Raw genomic sequence first — 26883 nt, forward strand, 5'->3', positions numbered from 1 at the left:
TTAACGATGAAAAAAAGGAGTCTATCATGAAACCAAAAGTATTGGTTGTTGGATCATCCTTGAAGGATATGGGCGGAATTGTGAGTGTCATCAAAAACATTGAGGATTCCTCCATCTCGGAAATGTATGCTATGCAGCGAGTCGAAACGTATATCACGGGCAGCGTGTTCTCACGGCTGCTTATTTTTATACGGGGATTCATGCAATTCTGGATGAAGTTGTACACGTTCAAGCCGGATATCGTGCATATTCATATGGCGAACAATGGGAGCTTTTATCGGAAGTCTCTATTTCTGCTAACCGCACGAAAGTTGTTTCGAAAGTCAGTAATTCTGCATATTCATGCGGCCAGCTTTGATGATTTCTACAATCAATTTGCTCTGCAGCGCAAGTATTGTCACTACATTCTGAATCAGGCAGACAAGTTGATTGTCTTGTCCCAGACATGGAAAGAATACTTTGCTACGATTGTGCCGGAGACAGCGATTGAGGTTCTTTATAACGGGGTCTTTGTCAAAGAACCGTTTGTAAGAGAACAACAAACAGCCGTTAATGCTCTCTTCATGGGCAGACTGGGTGAGCGAAAAGGAGTCTACGATCTGCTTCAGTCCATTCAGCAATTAAAGGCGCTGGGCGTTACAGCCACCTTTAATCTGGCAGGGGATGGTGAAGTCGAAGAAGTCAAAGCAATCGTGCAGCAGTATGGAATAGAGGATCGTGTCAATGTACTCGGCTGGATTAACGGAGAGCAAAAGGAAAAGCTGATGCGGGAAGCGGATCTACTGGTCCTGCCTTCTTATCATGAGGGATTACCTATGGCCATACTTGAAGCAATGAATTGTGGCTTGCCCATTATATCGACCACCGTCGGAGGCATCCCCGAAGTGATTACATCCGGTCATAATGGGCTGTTAATCGAGCCGGGAGATGTGCACGGGCTGACATCAGCGCTGGAATATCTCATCACGGATGAAGAGGTTAGAGCAAGAATGGGTTCACATAACAGAGAGATTATATCGGATAAGTTCGATATGAATCTTCTCGTGGGCAGATTATCAGGAATATATGATGCACTTCAAGTGAAGGTATCCTAGTGAACAGGAAAAGGTGATGAAATGAACCCCTTGGTATCTTGCATCATTACGACCCATAACCGGGCCGAGTTATTGAAAAATGCGTTGAGAAGTGTACGTGAGCAAACACATCCGTATCTGGAGATTTTCATTGTGGATGATGGTTCAGAAGATCAGACGCCAGAGATCTGTCAGGCTTGGACCCGGGAAGATTCACGGATTCGGTACATCCGGGTTCCATATCCCAAAGGAGCCAACCATGCACGGAATGTAGGGATATCCCAAGCCAATGGCAAGTACATTGCCTTCCTGGATGATGATGATGAATGGATGCCTGACAAAATAAAAACCCAGGCGGAAGTGTTGGAGCGTTCACAGGAATCATTCACCTTTTGCAGCAAGTATCTCGCATACACGAATGAGCAGCATCAGGTGGTCAAACGGAAATTGTCAGTGGAACCTCGCGATGTTATCCGGTATGAGGATCTGCTTACATTCAACTGGATTGGGGAAACGTCCAAAATCATGGTACTTACCTCACTGGCCCGTGAAGTTCGATTCGATGAAAATCTGACATCCGCTCAGGATTATGATTTTTATCTGCGTATATTGAAACGAGGCTACATCGCCGTGAATGTGAAAGAACCGCTGGTGGATATCAACATCCATAGTGGTCCACGAATTTCAACCTCTACAACGGCCAAGTACAAGGGCCAACGCAAGATTATTTTGAAATACTACAATGACATGTCCAAGGAACAGAAGCGCCGTCAGTTACACCATTATCGAATGCTCGAATGGTCGAGAAATACACTTCGCAATAACGTTTATTTGAAAAAAGCACTGTCGCTGTACCCTTGGTGGAAAGATTGGGTGCTGCTCAAGCGTAATACCAAAATTATGATGCAAGGATTTCTAATGAGATTTCATGCAAGGCGCGCAGTTGGTACGTATACAGAGGAACCTGTGCGAATGAAACTAAAGTAAGAGGTGCCTGGATGGAAAATCCGACGGTGTATATGCTGCCCAAGATGATTGAGAACAATAAATTCAATGAGCTGTTATCCGATTCCATTGAGAACAAGGGATGGGAAGTGAAACAGTTTACCAAAAGGGATCTAATCAAACTGAAAAAAAATGATGTGCTGCATTTTCATTGGCCCAGCTTCTATTACAGAGGTTCATCCGTGCTGACAACAGTGATCAAATCGATTCTATATGTATTGATGATTTGTTTTGCACGCTTGCGCGGGGCAAAATTGTTCTGGACGGTGCACAACATCTGGCCACACAACAGCGGCAAGACACGGTTCGATTATTGGATGAGAAAAATACTGGTCCAAAATTGCTCCAAGCTGATTGTCATGGGCAAACCCTTGATCTCTGAGATCTGTTCGACGTTTGGGATTGATTCCAGCCGGATCGAGGTTATTCCGCATGGACATTACAAGGGAGTGTATCAGGGTAAAGGCGTGAATATCCGCTCCCGGTTTGGCATCCCGGAGGATAGTTATGTGTATGCGTTCTTCGGTCAGGTGTCGCCGTACAAGGGCGTGGATGATTTGCTGGAGGCATTCAAGGATCTGGATTCCGAACAAGCCCATCTGTTGATTGCCGGCAAAAAGGTAAAGGATTATGACCTTGGAGATGAATTTCTCAAGAGTGGACATATTCATACCCATTTTCATTTCATAGAAGATGATGAATATTCGGACTATTTTGATGCAGTCGATTCGATCATTCTTCCATACAAGCAAATTGCTACTTCAGGCAGTGCAATTCTGGCATTGACCTTCTGTAAACCGGTGGTGGCACCACGGATTGGCTTATTGGAGGAATACCTGCCCGAAGATTGTGCGGTACTCTATGAACCTTCCGATCCGGATGGATTGCTCAAGGCAATGAATATGATCCGGTTAAAACAATCGGAGTTTCAGGAAGGCAGTGGTTTTGTCAAAGCGTTGGAGCGGCTGGATTGGCCAGTGATTGCCCAAAGGACACTTACCCTGTACTCCAGTTAGTGCAGATGAACGGGTGGACCTAATTGAAAAATATGGGGATGAAATGATGAAGGTAACCGTCGCGATCTGTACGTATAACCGTGCACAGGATGCGGTAGAGGCCATACGAAGTGCAATACAACAGAATTACGCAAGCAGCAACTATGAGATCATACTCATTGATAACAATTCAAAAGACAACACACGGGAAGTCGTGCTTCAAACCATCTTGCAGCATGAGAACCATTCGATCCGTTATGTGTTGGAAGAAAAGCAAGGCTTGTCTGTCGCCCGTAACCGGGCCATTCACGAGGCGCGCGGCGAGTATATCCTGTTCCTTGACGATGATGCCTTTGCTTGCAGGGACTGGATTCACCAGATCGTTAGTGTGTTTGAGATGAATGAAAATATCGGTTGTGTTGGTGGCAAGATTGATCCGATCTGGGAAGTACCTGAGCCAATGTGGATTCCACCGGAGAACAGGTCGCTATTCACCATTCTGGATTTTGCAGATGAAGTCACTGAAATGAAAAGTCCTTATATTCCATTTGGTGCAAATGTGGCTTTTCGTTTATCTGTCTTTGATCAACTGGCTCCCTTCCGTGAAGATCTTGGAAGAGTGGGGAATAATCTTCTCTCCAGTGAAGAGAGTGAGTTAATTGCAAGAATACGGACAAAGTTCAAGGTATATTACACGCCATACGGCGCGGTACAACATAAAGTAGCCAAAGAGCGAACGACAAAGAACTGGTTTCTGCGCCGAATCTATTGGCAAGGTGTGAGTGATGCCATTCGTGATCAGGATCGTGGTGTTGTGCGTACGGCCAAACATGGCATCAAGCTTGCACAGGGGATCACAACCTCACTGATCTACATTTATAATGCAGATCGGTTCACACGTCAGCTTGCCAAAGTATGTTACCGAAACGGCATGATTGTTGGGTCGCTTCGTCAAAACAGTAAGGGATGAGGATCGCTATGGCGCAAGTTGCACTTCGCAAAGTATTCAGAGGAAACGGCTTAATGAGTGCCATATTTCAGACAAGTGGAACCAATCTGCTGGTCATGACACTGACGATGTTGTCTTCCATTTTGACGTCACGCATGTTCGGCGTAGAGGGAAAGGGTGCATTCTCGGCCATCCTGTTCTGGCCAGCGCTCTTAACCGGATTGGTCGGATTTGGACTACCAACTTCTATCATTTATAACATCAAACAGAGCGCAACCGAGAAGAGTGCGCAGTATGTTCGGTTAAGTTTTCTTTTTCAAGTTCCGGTGTGCATCATTATTGGTATTGTGGCCTGGTTTGGATTGCCTTTCTGGCTCTCCAGCTTTCCGCCGGAGGTCGTGCATATATCCAGATGGTATACGATTGCAACCGTTCCTGTACTTATTGTCATCAATCTCATATCAGCGCTCTCGCAGAGTCGGGAGAAATTCGCTGTATATAATGGTATCCGGTTAATGATCCCCCTGTTTAATGTAGGCGGGCTTTTTGTGTTATGGGGCCTGGGCATGCTGAGCATTCAGCTCGCGGCAGCGATCTATTTTGTAACCAGCTTCTCAGTGGTGGCGTGGGCTATCTATGCGAACCGTAATGAATTAAGACTGAGATGGTTCAAGGATCGGGTGGACCAGAGTTCGGCCAAGAAACTTTTTGGTTATGGCAGCAAGGTGTATGGCGTTGAATTGTTAGGAACGCTGTATACCCAGTTTGATAAAATCATTATTTTGGCTTTGCTCACCCCGCGTGATTTTGGACTGTATTCCGTCGTATTTGCGTTATCCCGAATCTACAATGCGGTTCAGACGGCGATTAGCAATGTTGTTTTTCCAAAAGTGACTGGATTGCCCCAAGAGCAGATTATTCGAACAGTTGGCAGAGCCTTCCGCATCTCGCTCATGGTCATGATGATCATTGTAATACCCACTATGTTTGTGGGGAACTACCTGATGGGTCTTCTGTTTGGTTCCGAATTTTTGGAAGCGAGCGTTGCATTTTATATTTTGGCTGTGGAATGCATCATTGGTGGAGGCTCCTGGATTCTGGCATCCGCATTTAATGCACTTGGTCGGCCAGGACTTGTAATGATCAGACAGCTCATTGCACTCTCGGTGACGGTGGCTTTGTTCTTTGTATTCACCCCGCTGTGGGGGCTCAACGGAATTGCGATTGCCTTATTGATCGGATCCATTGTACGAATGGTGGTTACTGTCGCCGCGATGAAGATTGTATTTAAGGTGAAGTTTGCCGCCATGTTCTATGACAAGGAAGATATACCGTTTCTCTATGAACGGTTAAACAAAAAAAGAAGAAGAGTCACCCAAGGAGGAGATGGAGATGCTGGGCACTAACAATATTCATCCAATGGAAGAGTTGAAGGGACATTTACGTCAGATTTTGAAGGTCATTCCACCGCGTACCGAAATCTATTATTTGGATTACCCGGTGCATAGCAATGGTGGCGACTTGTTGATTATGAAAGGTACTGAGGCTTTCTTCCGGGACAATGATATTCATGTACGTGCCAGATACAGCATTCTGGATTGCCCTTTGTCCCTCAAGGTACCGGAAGGTATCACGATTGTGTTGCACGGGGGAGGTAACTTTGGTGATCTGTACCCTGCCCATCAGAAATTGAGAGAGCGCATGATTGCCCAGCATCCGAATCACCGGATTGTCATTCTGCCACAGACGATGTTTTATAAGAGTGATATTGAATTGAAAAAGACAGCCCAAGTATTCAATCGTCATAAGGATGTACACTTTTTTGTCCGGGATACCTTATCTTATGAGATAGCCAGTAAAGAATTTCAACAAACCAATGTGTATCTATCTCCGGATATGGCGCATCAGTTATGGCCTCTTAAGTCCAAGAGCAAGCCTACTGCAGAGATGTTGTATTTCTTTCGTAAAGACATTGAGAAAACTCAGAATCAGGTGCATTACGAATCCGTCAGTGGACCCAAGGCCACGTTTAAAGACTGGGAGACATTGTACAACCGGGTAGACCGGAAGATCATTCGCATGATTACATCCCGGTTAAAGTCAGGGAAAGGCAGCTCTTTTGCCCGCTGGTTGTGGTACAAATACTCTGATCGGATGGTACATACGGCCATTAAGGAATTCAATCAATACCAAACCATCACGACATCCCGTCTGCATGGACATATTCTGGCCTGTCTCCTGGATCAACCGAACATCCTGCTGGATAATTCATACGGCAAGAACTCGAATTATTATGCAGCTTGGACCAAGAGCAATCCGGCAGGCAGACTGGAATCCAATCAGACCAGCACATATAACAAACCAACCGAGACCGGCAAGGGAGCAAGTACGGTTGTGTTATCGGATGGTGCAGCCCTATGAGAAGTATTCTGTTATCCGGCGGTTCTGGCAAGCGTCTCTGGCCGTTATCCAACGATTCCAGATCCAAGCAATTTCTTAAAGTTCTTCATGGGCCAGAGGGAAATCCGGAATCCATGGTACAGCGGGTATGGGGACAGCTGAATCATGCCGGACTTGCATCAGAGGCGCTTATTGCGACCAGTTTGCCACAGGTGGAGATTCTGACTTCTCAGCTGGGAGACGATGTGAGACTGGTTGTGGAGCCCGAGCGCAGAGATACGTTTCCTGCGATTGCGCTGGCAGCCTCCTATCTGTATTCCGTAGAGAGTGTGAGTCTGAATGAGACGATTGCAGTGTTGCCTGTAGATCCCTTTGTTGAGAAAGAATTCTTCGAAGTGCTGGCAACCTTACCGGAGATGCTTGATAAGTCTGGTGCTGATCTGGCCTTAATGGGAGTTGTGCCCACATACCCGTCAGAGAAGTACGGATACATCATTCCGCAATCCCAATCTTCCAGTGAAAATAACAATGAATACGTGAATGTAGCGAAGTTCCAGGAGAAACCCTGCGAATCCGATGCGGTCCTCATGATTGAGCAGGCCGCATTATGGAATTGCGGGGTTTTTGCTTTTAAACTTGGTTATTTGATTAATCTGCTCATTGAGATGGAACTGCCGATCCAGTATGACGAGATGCTGAAGCAATACGGAAGATTGAACAAGATCAGTTTTGATTACCAGGTTGTCGAGAAGGCAAATCAGATTATTGCTATTCCGTATAACGGCTTCTGGAAAGATCTAGGCACGTGGAACACACTCACGGAAGAGATGGGAAGCTCGGTTGTAGGAAAAGGGTGGATTACGGGAGATTCCCTGAATACCCACCTGGTCAATGAATTGAACATTCCGGTTGCCATATTGGGCTTGTCGGATGTGGTGGTCGCCGTGAGTCCGGATGGCATTCTGGTTAGCGACAAAGAAGCCAGCCCACGGATCAAGGAAATCTTGAAGAACGAGGATCAACGCCCCATGTATGAGGAGCGCAGGTGGGGTTGCTACCGGGTTCTGGATTACACAAGAAACGAAGCTGGCGGCGAGGTTCTCACCAAACGAATCTGCATCAGTGCCGGGAAAAACCTGAGTTATCAATACCATTTGCTTCGCAATGAGGTATGGACGGTTGTATCGGGAACTGGAGAATTGATTCTGAATGGGCAGAGCCGAATGATCGGGCAAGGAGATACGGTGATCATTGACCGGAGTATGCTTCATTCCGTCAGAGCCGTTACGGAACTGGAGATCATTGAGGTACAGATCGGCAGTCAGCTGATTGAGGAAGATATCGTTAGAGTGTCTACCGAATGGCAGGACATTGTTCAGACATATGTGAAGCACGCGTAACCAACACATTAGGACATGGGGGAGATTATGGAATGAATATTACGGTGATTGGCACAGGGTATGTGGGTTTGGTATCGGGCGTATGTTTTTCGGAACTGGGAAATAACGTGATCTGTGTCGACAACAATGTGGAAAAAGTGAATATGTTAATGGACGGTCATGTTCCGATCTATGAACCGGGTCTGAAGGATATCATGAATGCCAATATGAAAGCAGGAAGGCTGTCCTTCACCACCAACATTCAGGATGCTATCAGTCGTTCGGATATCATCATTATCGCGGTGGGTACGCCATCCCTGCCTAATGGCGAAGCAAATCTGAGCTTTATTGAGCTTGTCGCGCGAGAAATAGGTTCTTATATGGATAATTATAAAATAATAATGACTAAAAGCACTGTTCCTGTCGGAACCAACGATCGTATTCAGGAATGGATCAGCAGTTTGACGAATCATCCATTCGACATGGCATCGGTACCGGAGTTCCTGCGAGAAGGTACCGCTGTCCAGGATACGCTCTATCCTGACCGGATAGTCATTGGGACACATAGTGAGCGGGCAGTCGCCACGTTGAAAGAGCTGCATCAGCCATTAACCGATCAGATTATTGTTACGGATATTCGCTCGGCGGAAATGATTAAATATGCATCCAACGCTTTCCTGGCAACCAAGATCTCATTTATCAACGAAATCTCTAACATCTGTGAAAAAGTAGGAGCAGATGTCAGCCGCGTTGCCGAAGGCATGGGCTATGACAGACGAATCGGTGCCTCCTTTCTCAAAGCAGGCATTGGTTACGGAGGTTCCTGTTTCCCTAAGGATACACAAGCTCTGATTCAAATTGCAGGTAATGTGGATTATGACTTCAAACTGCTGAAGTCCGTGGTGGAAGTGAACAAAGATCAACGCTTTAACGTCATTCGTAAACTGGAAGACGCACTAGGCTCACTCGAAGGGAAGGAGATTGCCATCTGGGGGCTCGCTTTCAAACCGGATACCGATGACGTTCGTGATGCTCCGGCGATTGAGATCATTCAACGTTTGCTTGAGCAGGGAGCAGTGATTCGGGCATATGACCCCATCGCTACCGAGAACTTCCGCAAAGAGGTGGATTCCCCATCCATTACGTGGGAAGAGCGTGCCATGAAAGCGGCGGAAGGTGCTGATGCACTCTGTGTTCTGACGGAATGGAAAGAGTTCATGGAGGTTAATTTGACTGATTTGGCAGCGCATATGAATCAACCCATCCTGATTGATGGAAGAAACATCTACGGAGAAGATCAGATTAAAGATACGTCCTTTCAATACTACTCCGTTGGTCGTCCAGGTCTAACCAATATCGATGGAAGAAAAACGGCAGTCATCTGACGGAGGCCATAACATGAGACGCGGGATCAAAATAACATTAGGTGCCATTTCCCTTGTTGCAGTTGTCATGATTGGATATTCTGTGTATCTGTATTCGCATGTTAAATCAGCGGCGGATCAAATGTATGAACCACGGGAACCCATCAAGCAGGTATCTATTGTAGACCAGCGGGGTGGGGGAGATTTCCCTGTGGACATGGAGAATGAAGAACCTTTTAATGCTTTGATTCTGGGTGTGGATGAACGTTCCAATGATCGGGGGCGCTCCGACACCATGATTGTATTAAGTGTTAATCCTGCGAAAAAATCCGCACTTATGTTTAACATTCCCCGAGATACCAGAACAAATATTGTTGGTCACGGCACGGAGGATAAGATCAACCATGCCTATGCTTTTGGGGGCGTTAACATGTCTGTGCAGACCGTGGAACAATTGCTCAACGTTCCCATACATTACTACATGAAAGTGAATATGGAGGGCTTTGCACAAGTCATCGACATGGTGGGTGGAGTGGATGTGAATAACCCGTTTGCATTTGACTATGAGGGTTACCGGTTCGAGCAAGGGAATATTCATCTGGATGGTGAAGCTGCTTTGGGATTTTCGCGGATGCGTTATGATGATCCGAAGGGAGATCTCGGGCGGAATGACCGCCAGCGGGAGATCATCAAACAAGTGCTGAAGAATACGGTCCAGGTATCCAACGTATTGCAACTGGAGACATTGCTGGACGAAGTCAGTGCTCACGTCAGAACCGACGTTACCTTTGATGAGATGAAGCAGATGTTCTCCAATTATCGTTCGGTACTGGATCATATTGAATCCGTTGAGATTAAAGGCACGGGCAAGAAAATAGACGGAGTGTATTACTATATCGTGGAACAATCGGAACGAGACAGGATACATCAGATGATTGAAGAACATTCAAAATGATCGGATAGGGCGGTGAACCAGATGCGTATCTCCAGGCTAATGAAATTGTCCCTGATTGTGCTACTAATGTATATGCTCATGATACCGGCAAGTACAAATTATGTTCAATCAGCTCAAAACTATCAATGGAATAATATACCTATTGGTGGTGGGGGGTACGTTACAGGGGTGGTTATTCATCCGACTGAGCCTGATCTGGTTTACGCTCGAACTGACGTTGGAGGAGTATATCGGTTGGATACAGCTTCAGGAGATTGGGTTCCACTACTGGATCATTTCGGAGATGAGGACAGCAATCTGTACGGCGTGGATGGAATTGCGCTGGATCAGCAAAACCCTAATGTCGTGTATATCGCTGCTGGGAAGTACGGTAACGTGGGGCCGAGTGATATTCTGAAATCTACAGATCGGGGAGAGACCTGGATTCGAACCGGACTTAATCTTCGGAATGAATCGAATGGAAATATCCATCGAGCCATGGGAGAGAGCATCGCGGTTAATCCCACGAACTCCAATTACCTGCATGTGGGTACACGATATGATGGATTGTACACTTCCAGTGATGGTGCAGCCACGTGGAGCAAAGTATGGGATGTACCTAGCGGGCTGCCCGGTGAGGGAATTCGGAGTGTAGCTTATGGATTGAATCCCGTGACGAAGCAAGGTCAAGTTGTGTATGCGGGGGTTCGCGGCATTGGTGTGTATAGCAAAGCACCAAGAAGCAACGGGCAGACCACTTGGCAACTTACCGGGAGAAGTCCCGAATATCCTGCACGTATGACTGTGGCGAAGAACGGGACGTTGTATGTGACCACGGATAATCAGGGCGTCTACAAGTTCAATGGTGTGCAGTGGACAAATATAACACCCAGCTCCAGTTACTCATCTTATTATGGAATCACGATTGATCCCAATAATGATAATCACATCCTGGCAGCCGTTCGAACAGGCGGAGATAATCTGCCACTGTATCGTTCCGTTAATGGCGGACAGAGTTGGACAACAGTGAGCAAAACGCTGGTATCCAAACCGTCCTGGTGGACACCCAACATGTTTTTCTCAGCGACATCCAGTATCAAGTTTGATCCGCATAATCCGGGCACCGTATACGCTACAGACTGGTTTGGCGTGTACAAGACGGAAAATATCAATGGTACCAATGGATTGACTGGAAATACAGCGAGTACTTGGGAAGCCATTACTGATGGTCATGAAGAAGTCGTCGCACTCACGGCATCCACACCACCTCAGGGTGTTTCATTCTTTAGTGGTTTAACGGATCAAGTCGGATTTAGACATGAAAATGTAACCGATGTTCCTCTTAATAAAATCCCGCTCGCAGGTATGCGAGAAATTGTGAGTATTGACTATCACGAGGCAAATCCGAATTACATGATATTTCTGGGAAGCAGTGACTGGTATGGTACCACCACACGTTTATTTGTCTCTTCCAATAACGGAGTTACGGTAACTCCAATGAATGTTCCGGCTGGCTCCAAACTGGGGAGAGTCGCCTATTCAGCCATTAATCCAAATGTAATTGTTTATTACCCCCAGACCGGTAATCCGGTCAGAAGCACGAATCGTGGCGCAACATGGCAAAATATGAATGGTGCCCCTTTTCAGGCCATCGGGGGGAATATGGTCTTTGCCTATAATCATCCACTGGCTGCGGATCGCATCAATGGATATAAATTTTATATGTATGCTGCTGGTTATCTGTATCGGTCTACGGATGCAGGTGCCAACTGGTCCAAAGCGAATACGGTTCGCCTTCCGATTAATACGGATATCAATACAAGCTTCATTAAAGTCGAGGCTGCACCTGGCGTGGCGAATAATGTATGGGTGAGTCTGGGAACCGATGGATTATATGCATCAACGAACTCGGGAAATACATTTTCCAAGATCCAGGGTGTTCAGAATTCCAAATTATTTGCCTTTGGTAAAGCTCAGCCCGGCAGATTGGTTCCAGCTGTCTATGTATATGGCACCGTAAATAACGTGCGTGGATTCTTCCGTTCCGATGATATGGGGGTAACCTGGAATAATATAGGTCCTTTAGGTAATGGAATCGGGCTGGGCAATGAACCGCAAATTATGGCGGCAGACCGTCAAATCTATGGTCAGGTATATGTAGGTACAAATGGCAGAGGCATGTATGTTGGATCAATAGAATAACGAGAGAGATATGAAAGTGGTGAAGATCAAAATGATGGAGGAGGGCTCCGGGCGCACGAGACAAAAGCATGTACGAAGAACGTACGGATTTCTCATTGCTCTGCTGTTGATTGTGATCTGGATTCTGGTCATCTGGTCCATGTCCACGCAATCCTCTCAACAGCAAGACATTCAGCCTTGGCTTCATAAATGGTCTCAAAAATTGCACATCGGTTTTACACTTCCCGATGTGCAATTCACTTACGGGGAGTATGAGTATTCGCTGAAGCAGCGGCCGTATGATTTTGCAGAGTTCATCTTTCGCAAGAGTGCGCACTTATTTGTATACGCTGTGCTCGCCGTGCTTGTGTACGGCGGGATGCGGTACAGAAGAACCTCCCTTGTGACCAGTATCGTTTCTGCTCTGGCTGTGGTGTTTGTTATAGCCTCCATTGATGAGTATATTCAGAAGTTCAGCCCGGATCGGACAAGCTCGATACGTGATGTTGGAGTAGACTTGCTCGGCGGCTGCTGTGGGATTGCCATATATGCAGGACTTCAGTCCATGATCCGAAGGATCAGAAAAGGAAAGCGTACTTCTATTCACAGCGAGTGATTTCCCAGGAAATTAGATGTATCGTTCAACTTCTACTTGTCTGCCATCCATCATAAGTATGGAGTAGGACAAGGAGGACTGGACATGCTGCGAAGAAGGAACCGGAATGCTTTGCTCAAAAAGATCGGGTTCATCGCGATCATTGTATTATTGCTGTGGTTGATTGCCAGAACCATTCCGTATTTGTTTCAGGCAGATACATCGGATGAAGCTGCTGCTGTTGCCGAAGAGTTTTACAAATATGAGCAGACGGGTGACTTCGGCAGTTCATGGGAACTTTTTCATCCCCTGATGAAAGAGCGGTTTCCCAAGAGTGCTTACGTACAGAACAGAGCACATATATTTATGCAGCATTTTGGCGTGGAAACGTTTGAGCTGGAGATGGAAAAGCCGGAGCGCGAGTTCGATGTAACCGTGATCGATGGCGTTAAGCCATTTTCTGAAGCCTACAGAATCCGGGTCACCCAGAAGTACTCAGGTACCTTTGGCCAATTCGATATTGTGCAGACCTGTTATCTGGTAGAGGATGGCGATGAGTGGACCTTACTTTGGTATTATCCAAATCAGAAAAACGAGGATACCTCGAAGGTCGACAATAGTGACTGATCAGGAAATAGTATTAACCCATACATTGAACCGAATTGTATCATTTACCTAACATAAGGCTCCAAAAATGCGAGACTTTTGTCGCATTTTTGGAGCTTTTTTTGTTTTTTGCTTGTTTTTATAGCTTTAAAGCCTTGACATTAGTCCCGGTGTCAAGTAAATTACGAGATAGATACAAAATGTATCAATTTTCAGCGTCTAACGACAAATAACAAGGACTTCTAAGCTCCTTGTGAGGGGAAGGAATATCATTGATCGAAACGGGCCGCTTTTACTGTGTCAGTTGTGGGATGATTGTGTCGGTCACTAGAAGCTCTGTCGAAATGAAGGAAGAGGGCAATGGAGGCAATCACGTATTTCGCACCGGATTCTACCGGAGTGAAATGCCGCTTGGATGCTGTGAAGCGTGTGTAGTTGAAGCGAAACGTCAGGGGAAATCCCAGTTTGCGGGACAATATACTAAAGATTATGATACACTATGTGCATATGAGAAACGGGCATGAATGATGTGCTCGTCCATGAAGGAGGGGATTGAATGCAGCAGGAGCCGGTCGTCCGGATTCAGGGCGTCAGCAAGATCATATCCTCCCGATCATTGGTCAGCGACCTGACTCTGGATATTTCTCCGGGGCAGGTTTTTGGTTTTTTAGGACCTAATGGCGCGGGAAAAACAACGACGATTCGAATGATGGTTGGACTGATGTCCATCAGTAAAGGTGATATTTTCATTTCGGGACACAGTGTAAAGAACGAGTTTGAGCAGGCGGTAGCGCAGGTAGGAGCTATTGTGGAGAATCCGGAAATGTACAAGTTTCTGACCGGGTACCAGAACCTCGTTCACTTTGCCCGCATGTCGCCGGGAGTTACGAAGGAACGTATTGCGGAAACAATTGAGCGTGTGGGGCTTGCGGCCCGTATACACGATAAGGTCAAAACCTATTCACTGGGCATGCGCCAGCGTCTGGGTGTCGCGCAAGCGATATTACATAAACCGAAGCTGCTTGTACTGGATGAGCCGACCAATGGTTTGGACCCACAGGGTATACGGGAACTGAGAGATTATTTGCGTCAGCTCACCCAAGAGGAAGGCATTACGGTCTTTGTATCCAGTCATTTGTTGTCGGAGATGGAGCTGATGTGTGATACAGTTGCCATCATCCAGAATGGCAAGTTGATCGATGTAAGAAACCTTCGGGCTGAAGCAGGTTCGGATGCATTAATCGAAGTTGCTTTTGAGCTGAATGATGCAGATCGTGCCGCGGATCTGATTCAGGGTGCTGTCGTACAGGGCAATGTCCTGGTGATGCGGGTGTCTCGTGAGCAGATTCCGGATATCAATGCCAAGCTGGTTAGCGAAGGGTTTCAGGTATACGGTATTCGTAACGTGACTCACACCCTGGAAGAACAATTTTTGCAAGTCACTGGGGGTGGAGGCATTGGGTAGTTTTGGTAATCTGATATTGAACGAGAATATGAAAATTTTCCGTCGTCCCCGTACCTGGATCATGTTATCGATTCTGGCGCTGATCTCGCTATTAATGCCAGTGTTACTGCGAGAAGGCATGGGGTCCAATGAAGTTTTGTACTGGGAAGCGGCTGTAACGACCATCCAGATTACGTTTTTCCTGAACACGATCTTCTGTGTCGTGATTGCAGCGGAATCGGTTGCGGGCGAATTTACCTGGGGAACCATTAAGCTGTTGCTGATCCGTCCATGGTCACGAAGCAAAGTTCTTGCTTCCAAATATCTGACCGTCGTTGGCTTCAGTATTGTCAGTACATTGCTGATCATCGCGATGGCCATGCTAACGTCTTATATCCTTTTCTCGCATGATGCTCCGGGAGGAAGCGGTAGTCCGGCTACGAATGCTCTGATGTTATGGGGATATTTGTACGTTGATCTGTTCATTACGCTTGCGATTGCCTTTATGGTGTCCTCCGTATTTCGTTCAGGTGCACTTGCGATTGGATTATCTCTGTTCATTATGTTCTCACAGAGTATCTTCTCACTCATATTCAATCCGGTCCGTTATGAGTGGGCCAAGTATGTTCTATTCAACAACATGGATCTTAGCAAATACATGACCTCCGGGGCAGATTTTGCGCTAATGGGTGGTCCAAGTGCAGGAATGACACTGGGTTTCTCCATTGCAGTTCTGGCGGTGTATTACGTTATTTTCATGGTGATTTCCTGGGTTGTATTCAGCAAAAGAGATGTGGCAGGCTAACGCCTGCTTCTTTTTTTTGCTCCAATGTTTGTTTTGGAAAGAAAATAAGTGTATATTCAGCATCGCCTGTGGCATGACTGTCATTTAAGGGTACTTAGTATCATAAGTAAATGACTAGATATACATATGAACGCCGCAGTCACTTTGGCAGAGCAGCGCATGGAGGGATCACGTTTCTTGATAAATAACAAGTTCTACCGCATATGTACAGCGATTATTCTGCTGCTGCTCATCGTGTATCTGGGGGAAAAAGTGAACTTTATTTTCAGCCCCCTGACCTCACTGATTCACATCATCATCATTCCGCTGCTGATTGCTGGTTTCTTCTATTATCTGCTGCGCCCGCTTGTCGATTATATGGAAAGGCATAAGATCAAACGTGCATTATCAGTTCTGATTATTTATGTCGTAATTGCACTAATACTTGCAGGTTTTAGTGTGCTTGTATGGCCTTCCCTGCGTGAACAATTGATGAATTTCGTGGAGAATGCTCCAGCGTTGGTTACTTCACTCAGCGATCAGTTGAATGCACTTGAAAAGAGCAATGTTGTATCCAGATACCTGCCTGATGATTCCAATCTATTCTCACGATTATCCGATGTTCTGAGCCAAGGGATCACTCAGGTAACCAATTATGTCTCCGGGTTATTCTCCGTGGTATCCAATCTGGTTATTATTCTGGCAACGTTCCCGATTATGTTGTACTACATGCTCAAGGAAGGTAGCAAGTTTGGAACGAATCTGACCTTATTGTTGCCAAGATATTATCGGAAGGATGGGGAAGAAACCGTCCATGAGATCGATGAAGCATTAAGCAACTATATTGTTGGCCGGGTTATTGTTAATGTAGCCTTGGGGATTCTGATGTACATCGGTTTTCTCATTTTAGGTTTGCCTTACGCATTGCTGCTGACTGTTGTATCCATTATTCTGAACTTCATCCCTTATGTGGGTGCTTTGCTGGCAGCTATTCCAGTTGTCATTGTTGCGTTTATCGAATCACCTTCGATGGCGATCTGGTCACTGGTCATCATTGTAATCGCACAGCAAATTCAGGATAACCTGATCTCACCTTACGTCTATGGCAAGCAGCTCGATATTCATCCACTGACTACTGTTATCCTTTTGCTCGTGGGTGCTGACCTGGGAAATATCTTGGGTATGATCATCGTAATTCCCCTATATATGATTCTGAAAATTATAGTTCGCAAAATCCATTATCGGATTGTCGAAGATAAGACTGAAACTTAAATGGAATTTGAAATACAACGCTGTCACATCGATAAGCTCAACAGGATAAGCCGCATATCAATGGTGAAGGGGCAGGTAAGTTTGCCCTCGCCATTGGTATGCGGCTTTTTTTCATACATATTGCTCACTCGTGTTATACCTGTTATACTTGATATATAACAGAAAACAAAAGAAGGTGAACCCTTGATTATTCAACTGGATATGCAATCCGAACTTCCCATCTATTCGCAACTTGTTTATCAAATTATTGAAGGTATTGCTAGTGGTGAGTTACAGCTAGGTGAGGCGTTACCTTCGGTTCGGAATTTGGCCGCAGATATCGGGGTTAACCTTCACACCGTCAATAAGGCTTATACACTACTCAAGCAAGATGGATACATTCTGGTTCATAGACAAAAGGGAGTTGTAGTGAACCCTGATGGAATGCCTGGTTTAACGGATGATTTTTTGAAAAAGCAGCAAAGAGAATTAAGACCGATTATTGCGGAAGCGATCTGTCGAGGAATGACCAAAGAAGAATTATCTGCGGTGTTAGACCAAATGTATGATGATGTGAAGATGGGTCACAACAAAGAGTAAAGAATCAAGGGAGTGTGTTATGTATGCAGCTATTTAGTATATTACCTATCATTTTAATCTTTGCTCCATTAGCCTTACTTCTATCTTTTACACCATATCTGACAAGGGAAACCATTAGCTTTGGGGTTACGGTAAGTCAATATAATTACTATACACCCATCTTACGTAAGCTAAGAAGTACGTTTGCTACAGTAAGTCTGATCGGAAACGGGATGATTATACTTGTTTGTCTGTATTTTCTCCGATCTGCTAATGAAGATGCTACCGCAATGATTACCGGTGTTAGCACAATGATATTTATTGTGTACTGGACAGCGCTACACATCTTATTTCATTTCAAGATGAAAAAGATAAAAGGAACACTTACAACTGTAGAAGCACCTCAAAGAGTTAAAATCGATACCACCTTCCGCCAAAATAAACTCACCTATTCCAACTATTGGTTTCTCATTCACATTGCTATTATTGTTGCCATTGCGATCATTTCGATCCTGAATTATAAGGCACTACCTAACGTCATTCCAATAAAATATGATCTTCAAGGCCATGTCACTTCCAGTGTGCCTAAAACTTACCTCTCGGTACTGGCTATTAATCTTGTACAGCTAGGAATCATTGCACTTATGATGTTGGTTAACTGGAGTATTAAATCAAGCAAACAACAGCTTACTACGTCTAATCCGGGCCAATTTGCTGCTGAAAATATTCAATTCCGCCGTAAATGGTCCCTATTTACGCTTGTAACAGGATTACTTCTTACCATTTTATTTGCCTTTATTCAGATCAATATGTTCGTCCCTAATCTGGTCTTGTTAACAGCTATTAGCTTCATCACTCCTGTGGTGATCGTGTTAGGTGTTGTATGGCTGTCTCTCACAGGCAGACAAGGCGGTGGCAAAATTCGTAATCAACAAGAGGATCACGAACGATCTAAGGAGCAGCCTGTGAATGACGATGATCATTGGAAGCTTGGGTTTATTTACTTCAATGCCAATGATCCTTCTTTAACCATAGAAAAGCGTTATGGAATAGGCTGGACAATTAACTTCGCTCGTCCACTATCTTGGGTCCTGTTGTTATTCATCATTGCTATTGTTGTTATAAGCATAGTCCTGAGCCAATAAATGCTCATAATGCTATGCATATAATAGATGAAATTAATTATTAGGAGGAGTTATTACAATGAACAATTGGAAAAAGCTATTACTTTCTCTTACTTTCGTAGGTCTCATCCTTCCGGTAACATCCATCTCAGAAGCTGCTGAAAAATCTGCTGGTAGTGAAAATCTTGTTCCTATTCGTGAGATTGCAGAAAAGAATGGGGCAGAGGTATCTTGGCAACAAAAGACAGGAGAAATCACAATACGAAAAAGTGAGCTTACGATTGTAGTTAAGGTAGGAGAGAAACAGGCGATGGTGAATGGGCAAGCCATATCCTTAGACAATCCTGTTCAGTTAACGAAAGGAACTACCTATATGGATGGGGCATTTCTTTCCGAGACGCTGAAGGCAGCACCTGAGGATATATTCATTTCCCTTATTCGTGAGGGCGATGGCAAGGAGGCTGCCAAGTATGTTCATACCTCTGTGAGTGGAGTGTTGTCACCCACGTTGTTGAGTCAGCTGTGGGGAGCTTTAGAAGGACAAAATGGCAATATTACAAGTGAAGCCATAGCTAAGCATGTAGAAAATAATACAGTGCATCGCAATGTTACCTATACGTTCAAAACAGAGCTAACTCGTTTAAATATTACGGTCAGAATGAATCATAACGGACTTGTGGATGATTTGCATATTGCCGCCGCTACGCCAGATGTGTATCAAAAACCAAGCTACGACGACCCATCTACCTATACAGAACAAGACATTATGGTTGGTCAGGGTGATTTAGCTTTGCCAGGGACATTAACTTTGCCCAAGGGAGAGGGACCTTTCCCGGTTGTCATTCTGGTACACGGATCTGGGCCTAGCAATCAAGATGCTGCCATTGGTGGTGCAAAGCCGTTTCGCGATCTTGCGGTAGGTTTAGCTTCACAAGGAGTTGCTGTATTAAGATACGATAAAGTTACGTATGAGCATACCTATAAGGTGGCTTCACAGCCTAAATTCACATTAAAACAAGAGAGCGTAGATCAGGTAAACGATGCAGTGGAATTGCTTAAAAAGAATGCACATATTGATTCTACAGCGATTTTTGTAGCTGGACATAGTCAAGGCGGGTTTGCAATGCCATTAATCATTGCTGAGGATAAACAACATGATATTGCAGGAAGTATTCTACTTGCTGCACCAAGTAGTAGCTTTGCGGATGTGCTTACCGAGCAGCAGGACGAATTGGTAGAGCGGATGAAGCTGCTTGGTTTAGACACGGATGTCATTCAAGGGCAAGCTGATTTTTATAAAAATGTGGCTGCGATGGTTAAAGATCCAAAATATTCTGTAGATCATCTTCCTGAGGCGTTTCCACTTCAACCTGCTTATTGGTGGTTTGAGCAGAGAGATTATGTGCCTGCGGAACTGGCTAAAACACAAAATACACCTATGCTTGTTATACAAGGCGAAAACGATGTGCAAGTGTCTATGAATCAATTCCAAACCTGGAAATCGTCTCTCCAAGGTCAATCCAATGTAACGTACAATAGCTATCCAAAGGTAAATCATCTTTTATCCAGCTATGATGGACTTTCGATCGGTCAAGAGTACGCTGAGCCATCTAATGTCTCCAAAGCCATTATCGATGATATTGCGAAGTGGGTATTAAAATCAAACTAAAAACGGGAGTTCCATTCTTGGTTGAATGATTACATGGAGAAGTGACGGATGGGGCGAGATATAAGTAAGAAGAGCACTTACTGATTTAGGTGAGTGCTCTTTTTTTACAAATTTGCTTTATTTAGCCAAATTAGGCCTTTTCTCGTCTTCATCGGTATAATCAGACATGGTCAGTGGTTCCTTGGGAACAACGGCCACTTTGTAGAACCGATTTTTGTCTTTTTCCAGCAAAACAAAGATTAGATTCTCGAACTCATATTCTTCCTGTTCGTTCATCTCGGGACGATGGCTGTAGAGCCATCCACCAATGGTGTCCCACTCATCTGCATCCAGGCTGGACATAAACATGTCGTTCACCTTCGATAAGGAAACCTTGCCATCCATAATGACATAGTTCTCATTGATGACTTGAATATCTTCCACTTCGTCTGCGTCGAACTCGTCACGAATCTCACCAACAATCTGCTCAAGCACATCCTCGATGGTTACAATTCCGGAAGTTCCTCCATATTCGTCGACAAGTACGGCGATATGTACGCCATCTTTCTGCATTTTCTTGAGCAAGTCCTTCACAGGAGTTGTTTCGTGAACAGCCGATACAGGCTGAATCAGGGAGGATAGATCAACAGGTTCATCGTTTCCGTAAAGTTCCAGGAAGAATTGTTTCGTATTAATGATACCGATGATATCGTCTTTACTCTCATTCACTACTGGAAAACGTGTATATTGTTCTTCACGAATGATCTCCAGGTTTTCCTCATTTGTTCTATTCACATAAAGGCAGACCATATCGGTCCGGGGTACCATGATTTCTTTGGCTAACATCTCATCAAAAGCAAAGATCCGGCTTACATAACCGAATTCGGCTTGGTTGATTTTACCACTTTCAAAGCTTTCATTAATGATGATCTGCAACTCTTCTTCGGAGTGTGCATCTTCATGTTCAGAAGCAGGTTTGATTCCGAACAGTTTCACCAGTTGGTTCGCTGAGCCGTTTAACAGCCAGATAAAAGGATACATAATTCGGTTAAACCAGATGATAGGTGTAGACGTTAGCAGTGCAACAGTCTCGGCTTTCCGGATTGCAATCGTTTTTGGAGCGAGTTCACCAACCACAACATGCAGATACGTGATGGAAGCAAACGCGATAACAAACGATAAGAATGAAGAAACCGCCTCAGGAATTTGCAAGCTTTCGAACACAGGGTGGAGAATCTTCTCTACCGTTGGTTCACCCAGCCAGCCCAGTCCCAGAGATGTGATCGTGATTCCAAGCTGGCAGGCAGACAAATATCCGTCCAGATTGGCAACGGCTTGTTTAACAGCCAGCGCACGCTTGTTTCCTTCTGCAATCATTTGATCGATCCGGCTCGGACGAACCCGTACCAGAGCGAATTCCACTGCAACAAAAAACGCCGAAAGTCCTATCAAAATCGCAACCAATACTAAATTTAACGCATACCTCTCACTGTCCATTCACTACTGTTCTCCTTTAGGTAATAAGTTTTTAACGATTATTATATCTAATTTTACGTAAGAAGACCACCTCCAGACAAAGAAATGAGGAAGAGTCTGGAAGGTGAAATGAGCAGATTGGCGTCACAATGCGAATCTGCTCCATCATTAAACTGATATGTAGAAGGTAACACAGTCAGAATATACAATGAACGAAGTACAAATTTGAATTTCCAGAATCAAGTATGCCGTCTGCTTATGTAAAGTTTTATCTAAGCAAACGTTACGAATAGGGGGTACATTGGGTATCTATGATTAGCTGTATACATAATCGTCAAAGATGTGTAGGTGAGAGAAAGGCAAGGCCATGAAGCTTGCCACTTGAGGAGGAAGCCGAATGTTCTGGCTGGTCATTATATTACTCGTATTTATTTTCCAGGCAGCCACAATTCTTTTGCTGGAATTTCGTAATCCGGCTAAAGCTGTGGCTTGGCTGTTTATTTTGTTCTGCGTGCCTTTGATCGGTTTTGTAGTGTACTATTTCGTGGCGCAGGATTATAACAAACGAAAAAAACTCCGTAAGGGTGGATCGCGCATCTTCCGTGAAATGAAGGAAACGATCTGGGAACAAGCCCACATCATTGGAGATGTCGAACAGATGCCTGGCGATCGTTTCAGCCACCAGCATCGATTGTTTAACCTGTTATCCCATCTGTCGGAGAGCCCGATTACAGGTTGTAACCACAGTACGGTGCTCACAAATGGTGAAGAGGCATTTGCGGCAATGCTGAGGGAAATGGAAAAAGCAAAGCACCATCTGCATGTGGAATTTTACATTTTTCGTGATGATGTCATCAGCACCAAGTTTCAGGATGTCATGATTCGCAAGGCACAGGAGGGCGTGAAGGTTCGGTTTATTTGTGACGGTCTCGGAAGTCACAAGATGAGCTGGAGTTTTATCCGCAAACTGCAAGATGCAGGTGTGGAATTCCATTATTTTCTACCGCCACTGATTGCCACGATTGACCGAAGAGTCAACTACCGGAATCACCGTAAAATTGTTGTTGTGGATGGACAGGTTGGTTTCGTAGGTGGCATCAATGTAGGCGATGATTATCTTGGACAATATCCGGAGATTGGTTTCTGGCGGGATACACATGTGCAGATTGAGGGAGATGCCGTATATTTCCTCCAAAGTACATTCCTGAACGACTGGAAATTGGCTTCCGGTGAGCGAATTACCGAACCCCAGCTTGCGGAATTATTTCCACCCCATATCTGTAGCGGGGAAGAACGAATTCAGATTCTGGCCAGTGGGCCGGATCAGGACTGGGATGCCATTCAGGAAATGTGTTTTGGGGCCATTTCGGTAGCTTGTGAACGGATATACATTACCACACCTTATTTTATCCCTGATCCTGCCCTGTATGAGGCACTCAAAACAGCTGCTGTCAGTGGCGTTGATGTGAAAATTATCATTCCATATCAATCCGATTCAAAGCTTGTTCATTTGGCATCCCTTTCATATGTAGAGGAACTTCTGCGAGCAGGTGTTGAGTTCTTCCAATATCGCAAAGGTTTTGTACATGCCAAAGTGATGATTGTGGATGAGTTGCTTGCAACGGTAGGCACGGCCAATATGGATATGCGCAGTTTTTTTTGCAATTTTGAGTTAACGGCTGTCCTGTTCGAGTCCTCTCCGATTCGTCGTTTGATCACTGACTTTGAACGTGATCTCGGGGAATGCAGTCAGATCGATGGGGAGTTATTTCAGAAGCGTTCACGACGGCAAAAAGCCGCAGAAATGCTTTCTCGGATGCTTTCACCGCTTCTTTAGCCGATTTAGGGCAGATTTCTGAAGATAAGTTCACTTTTTGTGAATTTATCTTCTTTTTGCTAAGTATTTTGCGCAAATTTGATCTTTTATGATATAATAGATATATAAATCATGTCTTGGCGAAGGAGGGGAGTCTGCGGGAAAACAGGCTCCCTTTTGCTCTCTTTTGAAAGTGCAAACCGGGATGAATAACATTTTGAATCCATTTTATATCGCCTTTAGATGCTTGCGCTGTATAGCCGGGGCACATATAGAACGCAGTTTGCTGTTCTCCATATGTAGATTCACCCTGAGTATTTAAATGATTTATAAAATGGATTCACACACTGATTTAACGGGGGGGATACCATGTCCAATGTAACGGTGAAAGAACTAACAGCCAAGCAAGCTGACCGCGGGGTCAAAAGCTCGGTGTTTACATTAAAGCTGCTGCAACGTATTGTGATGATTCTGATCGGTGCTGCACTAATGGCTGTATCGCTTGAAGTGTTTCTCGTACCGAATGGTGTTATTGATGGTGGGATTACGGGGATTTCAATTATGGTGTCAGAACTTACACATCTGCCACTCGGAGTGTTCCTGACCTTGCTCAACTTGCCTTTCCTGATTCTGGGTTACAAGCAGATTGGTAAAACATTTGCGTTATCCACGCTGCTGGGGATCGTGGTCATGTCCATCGGGACATCATTATTGCACCATGTGCCTGCATTAACACCAGGGGAGCCTTTGCTCGGAGCTGTATTTGGCGGATTGATCCTGGGTGTGGGTGTTGGACTTGTCATTCGGTCTGGCGGTTCACTGGATGGTACGGAGATTGTGGCGATCTTGCTTAGTGAGAAGTCACCTTTGTCTGTAGGACAGATCGTATTGTTCATTAACGTGTTTATTTTTGCAGGTGCAGGATTTGTATTCGGCTGGCCGAATGCCCTGTATTCCATGATTGCATATTATATTGCGATGAAGATGATTGATATTGTGAATGAAGGACTTGACCAGTCCAAATCGGTATGGATCATTAGTGAGAAATATCGTGATATCGGTTCAGCCCTGACAGACCGTCTTGGTCGTGGTGTAACTTTCCTGGATGGAGAGGGCGGATTCAGCGGCGACGAGAAAAAGATCATTTTTGTCGTGATTACCCGTTTGGAAGAAGCGAAGCTGAAGACCATCGTTGAAGATTGGGACCCGCAAGCCTTTGTGGCTATCGGTAACATTCATGACGTGAAGGGCGGACGTTTCAAGAAAAAAGGTATCCATTAGCGATTGATATATACATGAATGATAATAGCCGACACCCTTGTGATGAGGGAGTCGGCTATTTTTTCTTCAAATGTTTGAGAATGAGCTCTACCGGTTGGGGTTCAACAGCTGCGATTAAATCACCGGTTTGGTTCAAACGTTCAATAATGTTCATCAGATGGTAATCCTGGATGGAGACGTTACTTCTAACCTCATCCCAGGTAAGGGGTGTAGAGACAGTGGCGCCAGATTTGGCACGTGGTGTATAGGGAGCGGCAAGGGTTTTGCCTCCATAATGCTGGAGATAGTCAAAATAAATGCGGTCTCCACGGTCCTTTTTAAGTCGTTCCAGTGTGAACAGATCCGGGTGCTTCTGAGTGACATATTTGCCGACAAAATAACCAACCTCTCTCAATTCATCAAAGGTTACACCTTGCACAATGGGAACGATGATCTGAACTCCTGTTGCGCCCGAAGTTTTGGGAATGGACCTCAGACCAAGGGAAGTCAGGGTTTCGCCAACGATGAGTGCAGCTTGCATGATCCGGGGTTCATGTTCCTGAGAAGGGTCCAGATCAATCATCCATTCACTGGGCAGATGGCTTCCCACAGTATGCAGAGAAGGATGAAATTCAAGTGCAGCCAGATTACCAAGCCATAACAATTCGGGAAGTCCATTCATGACCACATAGCGGATGCCGTCGTGAACTTCAGTGCGCACATAATCTGGTACGGGCTCAGGGGCATTCTTTTGATAGAAAAATGTTCCTCCAGCGCCGTGGGGATATCTTATCGTGGTGAGAAGTCGATTGCTCGTATACGTGAGCAGATAAGGAGCCAGAGCGGCCAGCTTTTGCAAATAGATGGCTTTGGTAACACCCGCTTCCGGCCATAAGAGCTTGTCCGGGTTGGTGACCGTCAGCTCAGTGCCTTCTATTATGATGGTTCCCTGGATCTTGGGGGCCATATGGAATACCTCCTATATGCTTAATGAATTATTGAAACATGGGCCGAAACACGAGTGCAGCGAACTCTTCATCATGGAAGAAGCTGGTTCGCCAGGCAATCTTCGCGGGTTACATCCGCGAAGGTTTGAATACTGGGATGGCGTAGAGTGTTATGATGAGTCAGCTCCATATATTGCACTTTGACTCCTATTCGCGGTTCCACCCAGGTGGTCTCCGCACTGCGCTCGGGTACATTATGGAACGGTCTGTCCTGCCTGATCAGAGGCTCGACTTGATGTGTGAGTTCCCGCCACGTATTGGAGTTCAATTTGCCAGTCCCGACATGACCAATATAGACAAAATCAGGCCCATCATATACACCGACCGCGACGGCATTCACAATACCGCTCCGGTACGTGACTCCCCCGATCATGGCATATACGTCATGCATGATTTTGACCTTCTGCCAGCGCTGGTCCTTGCCCTGTATGCCATAACTGCTGGTGAGATCCTTGCAGACGATGCCTTCCATCTGATGTTGTCTCATGACCGTAAGCAGGGAAGCGGCATCAAGTGTATTGGTGACCTCCTGAACATGGGGAGCGGTGTTAAGCACCTCGTGCAACAGGCGCTGTCGATCTGCCAAAGGCTGATCCGTCACCCATTTCCCCTCATAGAACAGGATATCAAATACCATATATGTGACCGGAATCTGATGTATGGCTTGGGCGATACCTTCGGGTCTGCTCATCCGATCCCGCCGCAGAACGTGATAAAACGAAGGTTTTCCGGTATCCGGGTCCAGCGCAATAACTTCTCCATCCAAGATATAGGAGGAGCCTGAACACAGATTGCGTGGTGTTACCAGTTCGGGATACTGTGCGGTTCGATCATGTAATCTGCGATTCACCAGGCGCAGCTCATGCCCATCCTCATAGGCAAGCATGCGGACTCCATCCCACTTGACCTGGGCAATCCATTGCGGCCCTGTGGGCAAAGTATCTCTGGATATGGGTTCGAACGGAATCAGCGGTTTGAACATGGGGAACTCCTCTCTCGTACACCAATTAGCT

24 protein-coding genes are annotated in these 26883 nt (G+C 45.4%); 21 read left to right on the forward strand and 3 right to left on the reverse strand.

Annotated elements, in window-relative coordinates:
* Nucleotides 1–26: 26 nt before the first annotated feature.
* The 19 genes from MHI55_RS06910 to MHI55_RS07000 all read left to right on the forward strand — a co-directional run bounded on the left by MHI55_RS06910 (nt 27) and on the right by MHI55_RS07000 (nt 20332).
* Nucleotides 27–1094 carry a glycosyltransferase family 4 protein gene (locus tag MHI55_RS06910; RefSeq protein WP_340032141.1) on the forward strand — a complete coding sequence of 356 codons (1068 nt, stop codon included), beginning with the start codon at nt 27–29 and terminating at the stop codon, nt 1092–1094.
* Between the two features lie 21 nt (nt 1095–1115).
* Nucleotides 1116–2060 carry a glycosyltransferase family 2 protein gene (locus MHI55_RS06915; RefSeq protein ID WP_076327307.1) on the forward strand — a complete coding sequence of 315 codons (945 nt, stop codon included), beginning with the start codon at nt 1116–1118 and terminating at the stop codon, nt 2058–2060.
* 11 nt (nt 2061–2071) lie between these two features.
* Nucleotides 2072–3094, forward strand: coding sequence for a glycosyltransferase (locus tag MHI55_RS06920; RefSeq protein WP_076209611.1), 1023 nt, complete (start codon nt 2072–2074; stop codon nt 3092–3094).
* Between the two features lie 43 nt (nt 3095–3137).
* On the forward strand, nt 3138–4043 hold the full coding sequence (locus tag MHI55_RS06925) for a glycosyltransferase (RefSeq protein ID WP_235200775.1): 906 nt from the start codon (nt 3138–3140) through the stop codon (nt 4041–4043).
* Nucleotides 4044–4051: 8 nt separating this feature from the next.
* On the forward strand, nt 4052–5428 hold the full coding sequence (locus tag MHI55_RS06930; protein WP_340389395.1) for an oligosaccharide flippase family protein: 1377 nt from the start codon (nt 4052–4054) through the stop codon (nt 5426–5428).
* On the forward strand, nt 5415–6443 hold the full coding sequence (locus MHI55_RS06935; RefSeq protein WP_036668919.1) for a polysaccharide pyruvyl transferase family protein: 1029 nt from the start codon (nt 5415–5417) through the stop codon (nt 6441–6443). The genes MHI55_RS06930 and MHI55_RS06935 overlap by 14 nt, the downstream gene beginning before the upstream one ends.
* Nucleotides 6440–7822: a sugar phosphate nucleotidyltransferase gene (locus MHI55_RS06940; protein WP_047841971.1), complete on the forward strand. Its 1383-nt coding sequence runs from the start codon at nt 6440–6442 to the stop codon at nt 7820–7822. Before MHI55_RS06935 ends, MHI55_RS06940 begins: the two co-directional genes overlap by 4 nt.
* 32 nt (nt 7823–7854) lie before the next feature.
* Complete coding sequence (locus MHI55_RS06945) at nt 7855–9186, forward strand: UDP-glucose/GDP-mannose dehydrogenase family protein (RefSeq protein ID WP_047841972.1); 1332 nt, start codon at nt 7855–7857, stop codon at nt 9184–9186.
* Nucleotides 9187–9199: 13 nt separating this feature from the next.
* The gene (locus MHI55_RS06950; RefSeq protein WP_036668922.1) at nt 9200–10120 is read left to right on the forward strand and encodes an LCP family protein; all 921 of its coding nucleotides are present in this window, start codon (nt 9200–9202) and stop codon (nt 10118–10120) included.
* 39 nt (nt 10121–10159) lie between these two features.
* Nucleotides 10160–12301, forward strand: a complete 2142-nt coding sequence (locus tag MHI55_RS06955; RefSeq protein ID WP_340389397.1) for a hypothetical protein — start codon at nt 10160–10162, stop codon at nt 12299–12301.
* A 10-nt stretch (nt 12302–12311) separates the two neighbouring features.
* Nucleotides 12312–12896 (forward strand): VanZ family protein, encoded by a 585-nt coding sequence (locus MHI55_RS06960; protein WP_340032149.1) that lies wholly within the window; start codon nt 12312–12314, stop codon nt 12894–12896.
* 84 nt (nt 12897–12980) lie between these two features.
* Entirely contained in the window at nt 12981–13502 is a 522-nt protein-coding gene (locus MHI55_RS06965) for a hypothetical protein (RefSeq protein ID WP_340032150.1), read from the forward strand.
* A gap of 251 nt (nt 13503–13753) precedes the next feature.
* A complete protein-coding gene (locus tag MHI55_RS06970) occupies nt 13754–14005 on the forward strand; it encodes a hypothetical protein (RefSeq protein WP_127551208.1) in 252 nt (83 codons plus the stop codon).
* Between the two features lie 32 nt (nt 14006–14037).
* Nucleotides 14038–14946 (forward strand): ABC transporter ATP-binding protein, encoded by a 909-nt coding sequence (locus tag MHI55_RS06975; RefSeq protein ID WP_340389399.1) that lies wholly within the window; start codon nt 14038–14040, stop codon nt 14944–14946.
* A complete protein-coding gene (locus MHI55_RS06980) occupies nt 14939–15730 on the forward strand; it encodes a DUF2705 family protein (RefSeq protein WP_340389401.1) in 792 nt (263 codons plus the stop codon). The genes MHI55_RS06975 and MHI55_RS06980 overlap by 8 nt, the downstream gene beginning before the upstream one ends.
* A gap of 177 nt (nt 15731–15907) precedes the next feature.
* Nucleotides 15908–16981 (forward strand): AI-2E family transporter, encoded by a 1074-nt coding sequence (locus MHI55_RS06985; protein ID WP_340389403.1) that lies wholly within the window; start codon nt 15908–15910, stop codon nt 16979–16981.
* A gap of 183 nt (nt 16982–17164) precedes the next feature.
* Complete coding sequence (locus MHI55_RS06990) at nt 17165–17560, forward strand: GntR family transcriptional regulator (RefSeq protein WP_036611299.1); 396 nt, start codon at nt 17165–17167, stop codon at nt 17558–17560.
* A gap of 23 nt (nt 17561–17583) precedes the next feature.
* Nucleotides 17584–18684 (forward strand): DUF5808 domain-containing protein, encoded by a 1101-nt coding sequence (locus MHI55_RS06995; protein ID WP_340389405.1) that lies wholly within the window; start codon nt 17584–17586, stop codon nt 18682–18684.
* Nucleotides 18685–18742: 58 nt separating this feature from the next.
* Nucleotides 18743–20332, forward strand: coding sequence for a stalk domain-containing protein (locus MHI55_RS07000; protein WP_340389407.1), 1590 nt, complete (start codon nt 18743–18745; stop codon nt 20330–20332).
* A 117-nt stretch (nt 20333–20449) separates the two neighbouring features.
* Here the strand turns inward: MHI55_RS07000 and MHI55_RS07005 are convergent, their stop codons facing one another.
* Nucleotides 20450–21808 (reverse strand): hemolysin family protein, encoded by a 1359-nt coding sequence (locus MHI55_RS07005; RefSeq protein ID WP_340389409.1) that lies wholly within the window; start codon nt 21806–21808, stop codon nt 20450–20452.
* 376 nt (nt 21809–22184) lie between these two features.
* On the opposite strand from MHI55_RS07005, the gene cls reads away from it, so the two are divergent.
* A complete protein-coding gene (gene cls, locus MHI55_RS07010; protein WP_076251454.1) occupies nt 22185–23624 on the forward strand; it encodes a cardiolipin synthase in 1440 nt (479 codons plus the stop codon).
* A gap of 348 nt (nt 23625–23972) precedes the next feature.
* Nucleotides 23973–24884, forward strand: a complete 912-nt coding sequence (locus MHI55_RS07015) for a YitT family protein (RefSeq protein WP_036668942.1) — start codon at nt 23973–23975, stop codon at nt 24882–24884.
* Between the two features lie 55 nt (nt 24885–24939).
* Here the strand turns inward: MHI55_RS07015 and ligD are convergent, their stop codons facing one another.
* A complete protein-coding gene (gene ligD, locus MHI55_RS07020; protein ID WP_076251456.1) occupies nt 24940–25830 on the reverse strand; it encodes a non-homologous end-joining DNA ligase in 891 nt (296 codons plus the stop codon).
* Nucleotides 25831–25901: 71 nt separating this feature from the next.
* Complete coding sequence (locus MHI55_RS07025; RefSeq protein ID WP_249911535.1) at nt 25902–26852, reverse strand: RNA ligase family protein; 951 nt, start codon at nt 26850–26852, stop codon at nt 25902–25904.
* Between the last annotated feature and the right edge of the window lie 31 nt (nt 26853–26883).

This window comes from Paenibacillus sp. FSL E2-0151, assembly GCF_037993015.1.
GTDB lineage: Bacteria > Bacillota > Bacilli > Paenibacillales > Paenibacillaceae > Paenibacillus > Paenibacillus amylolyticus.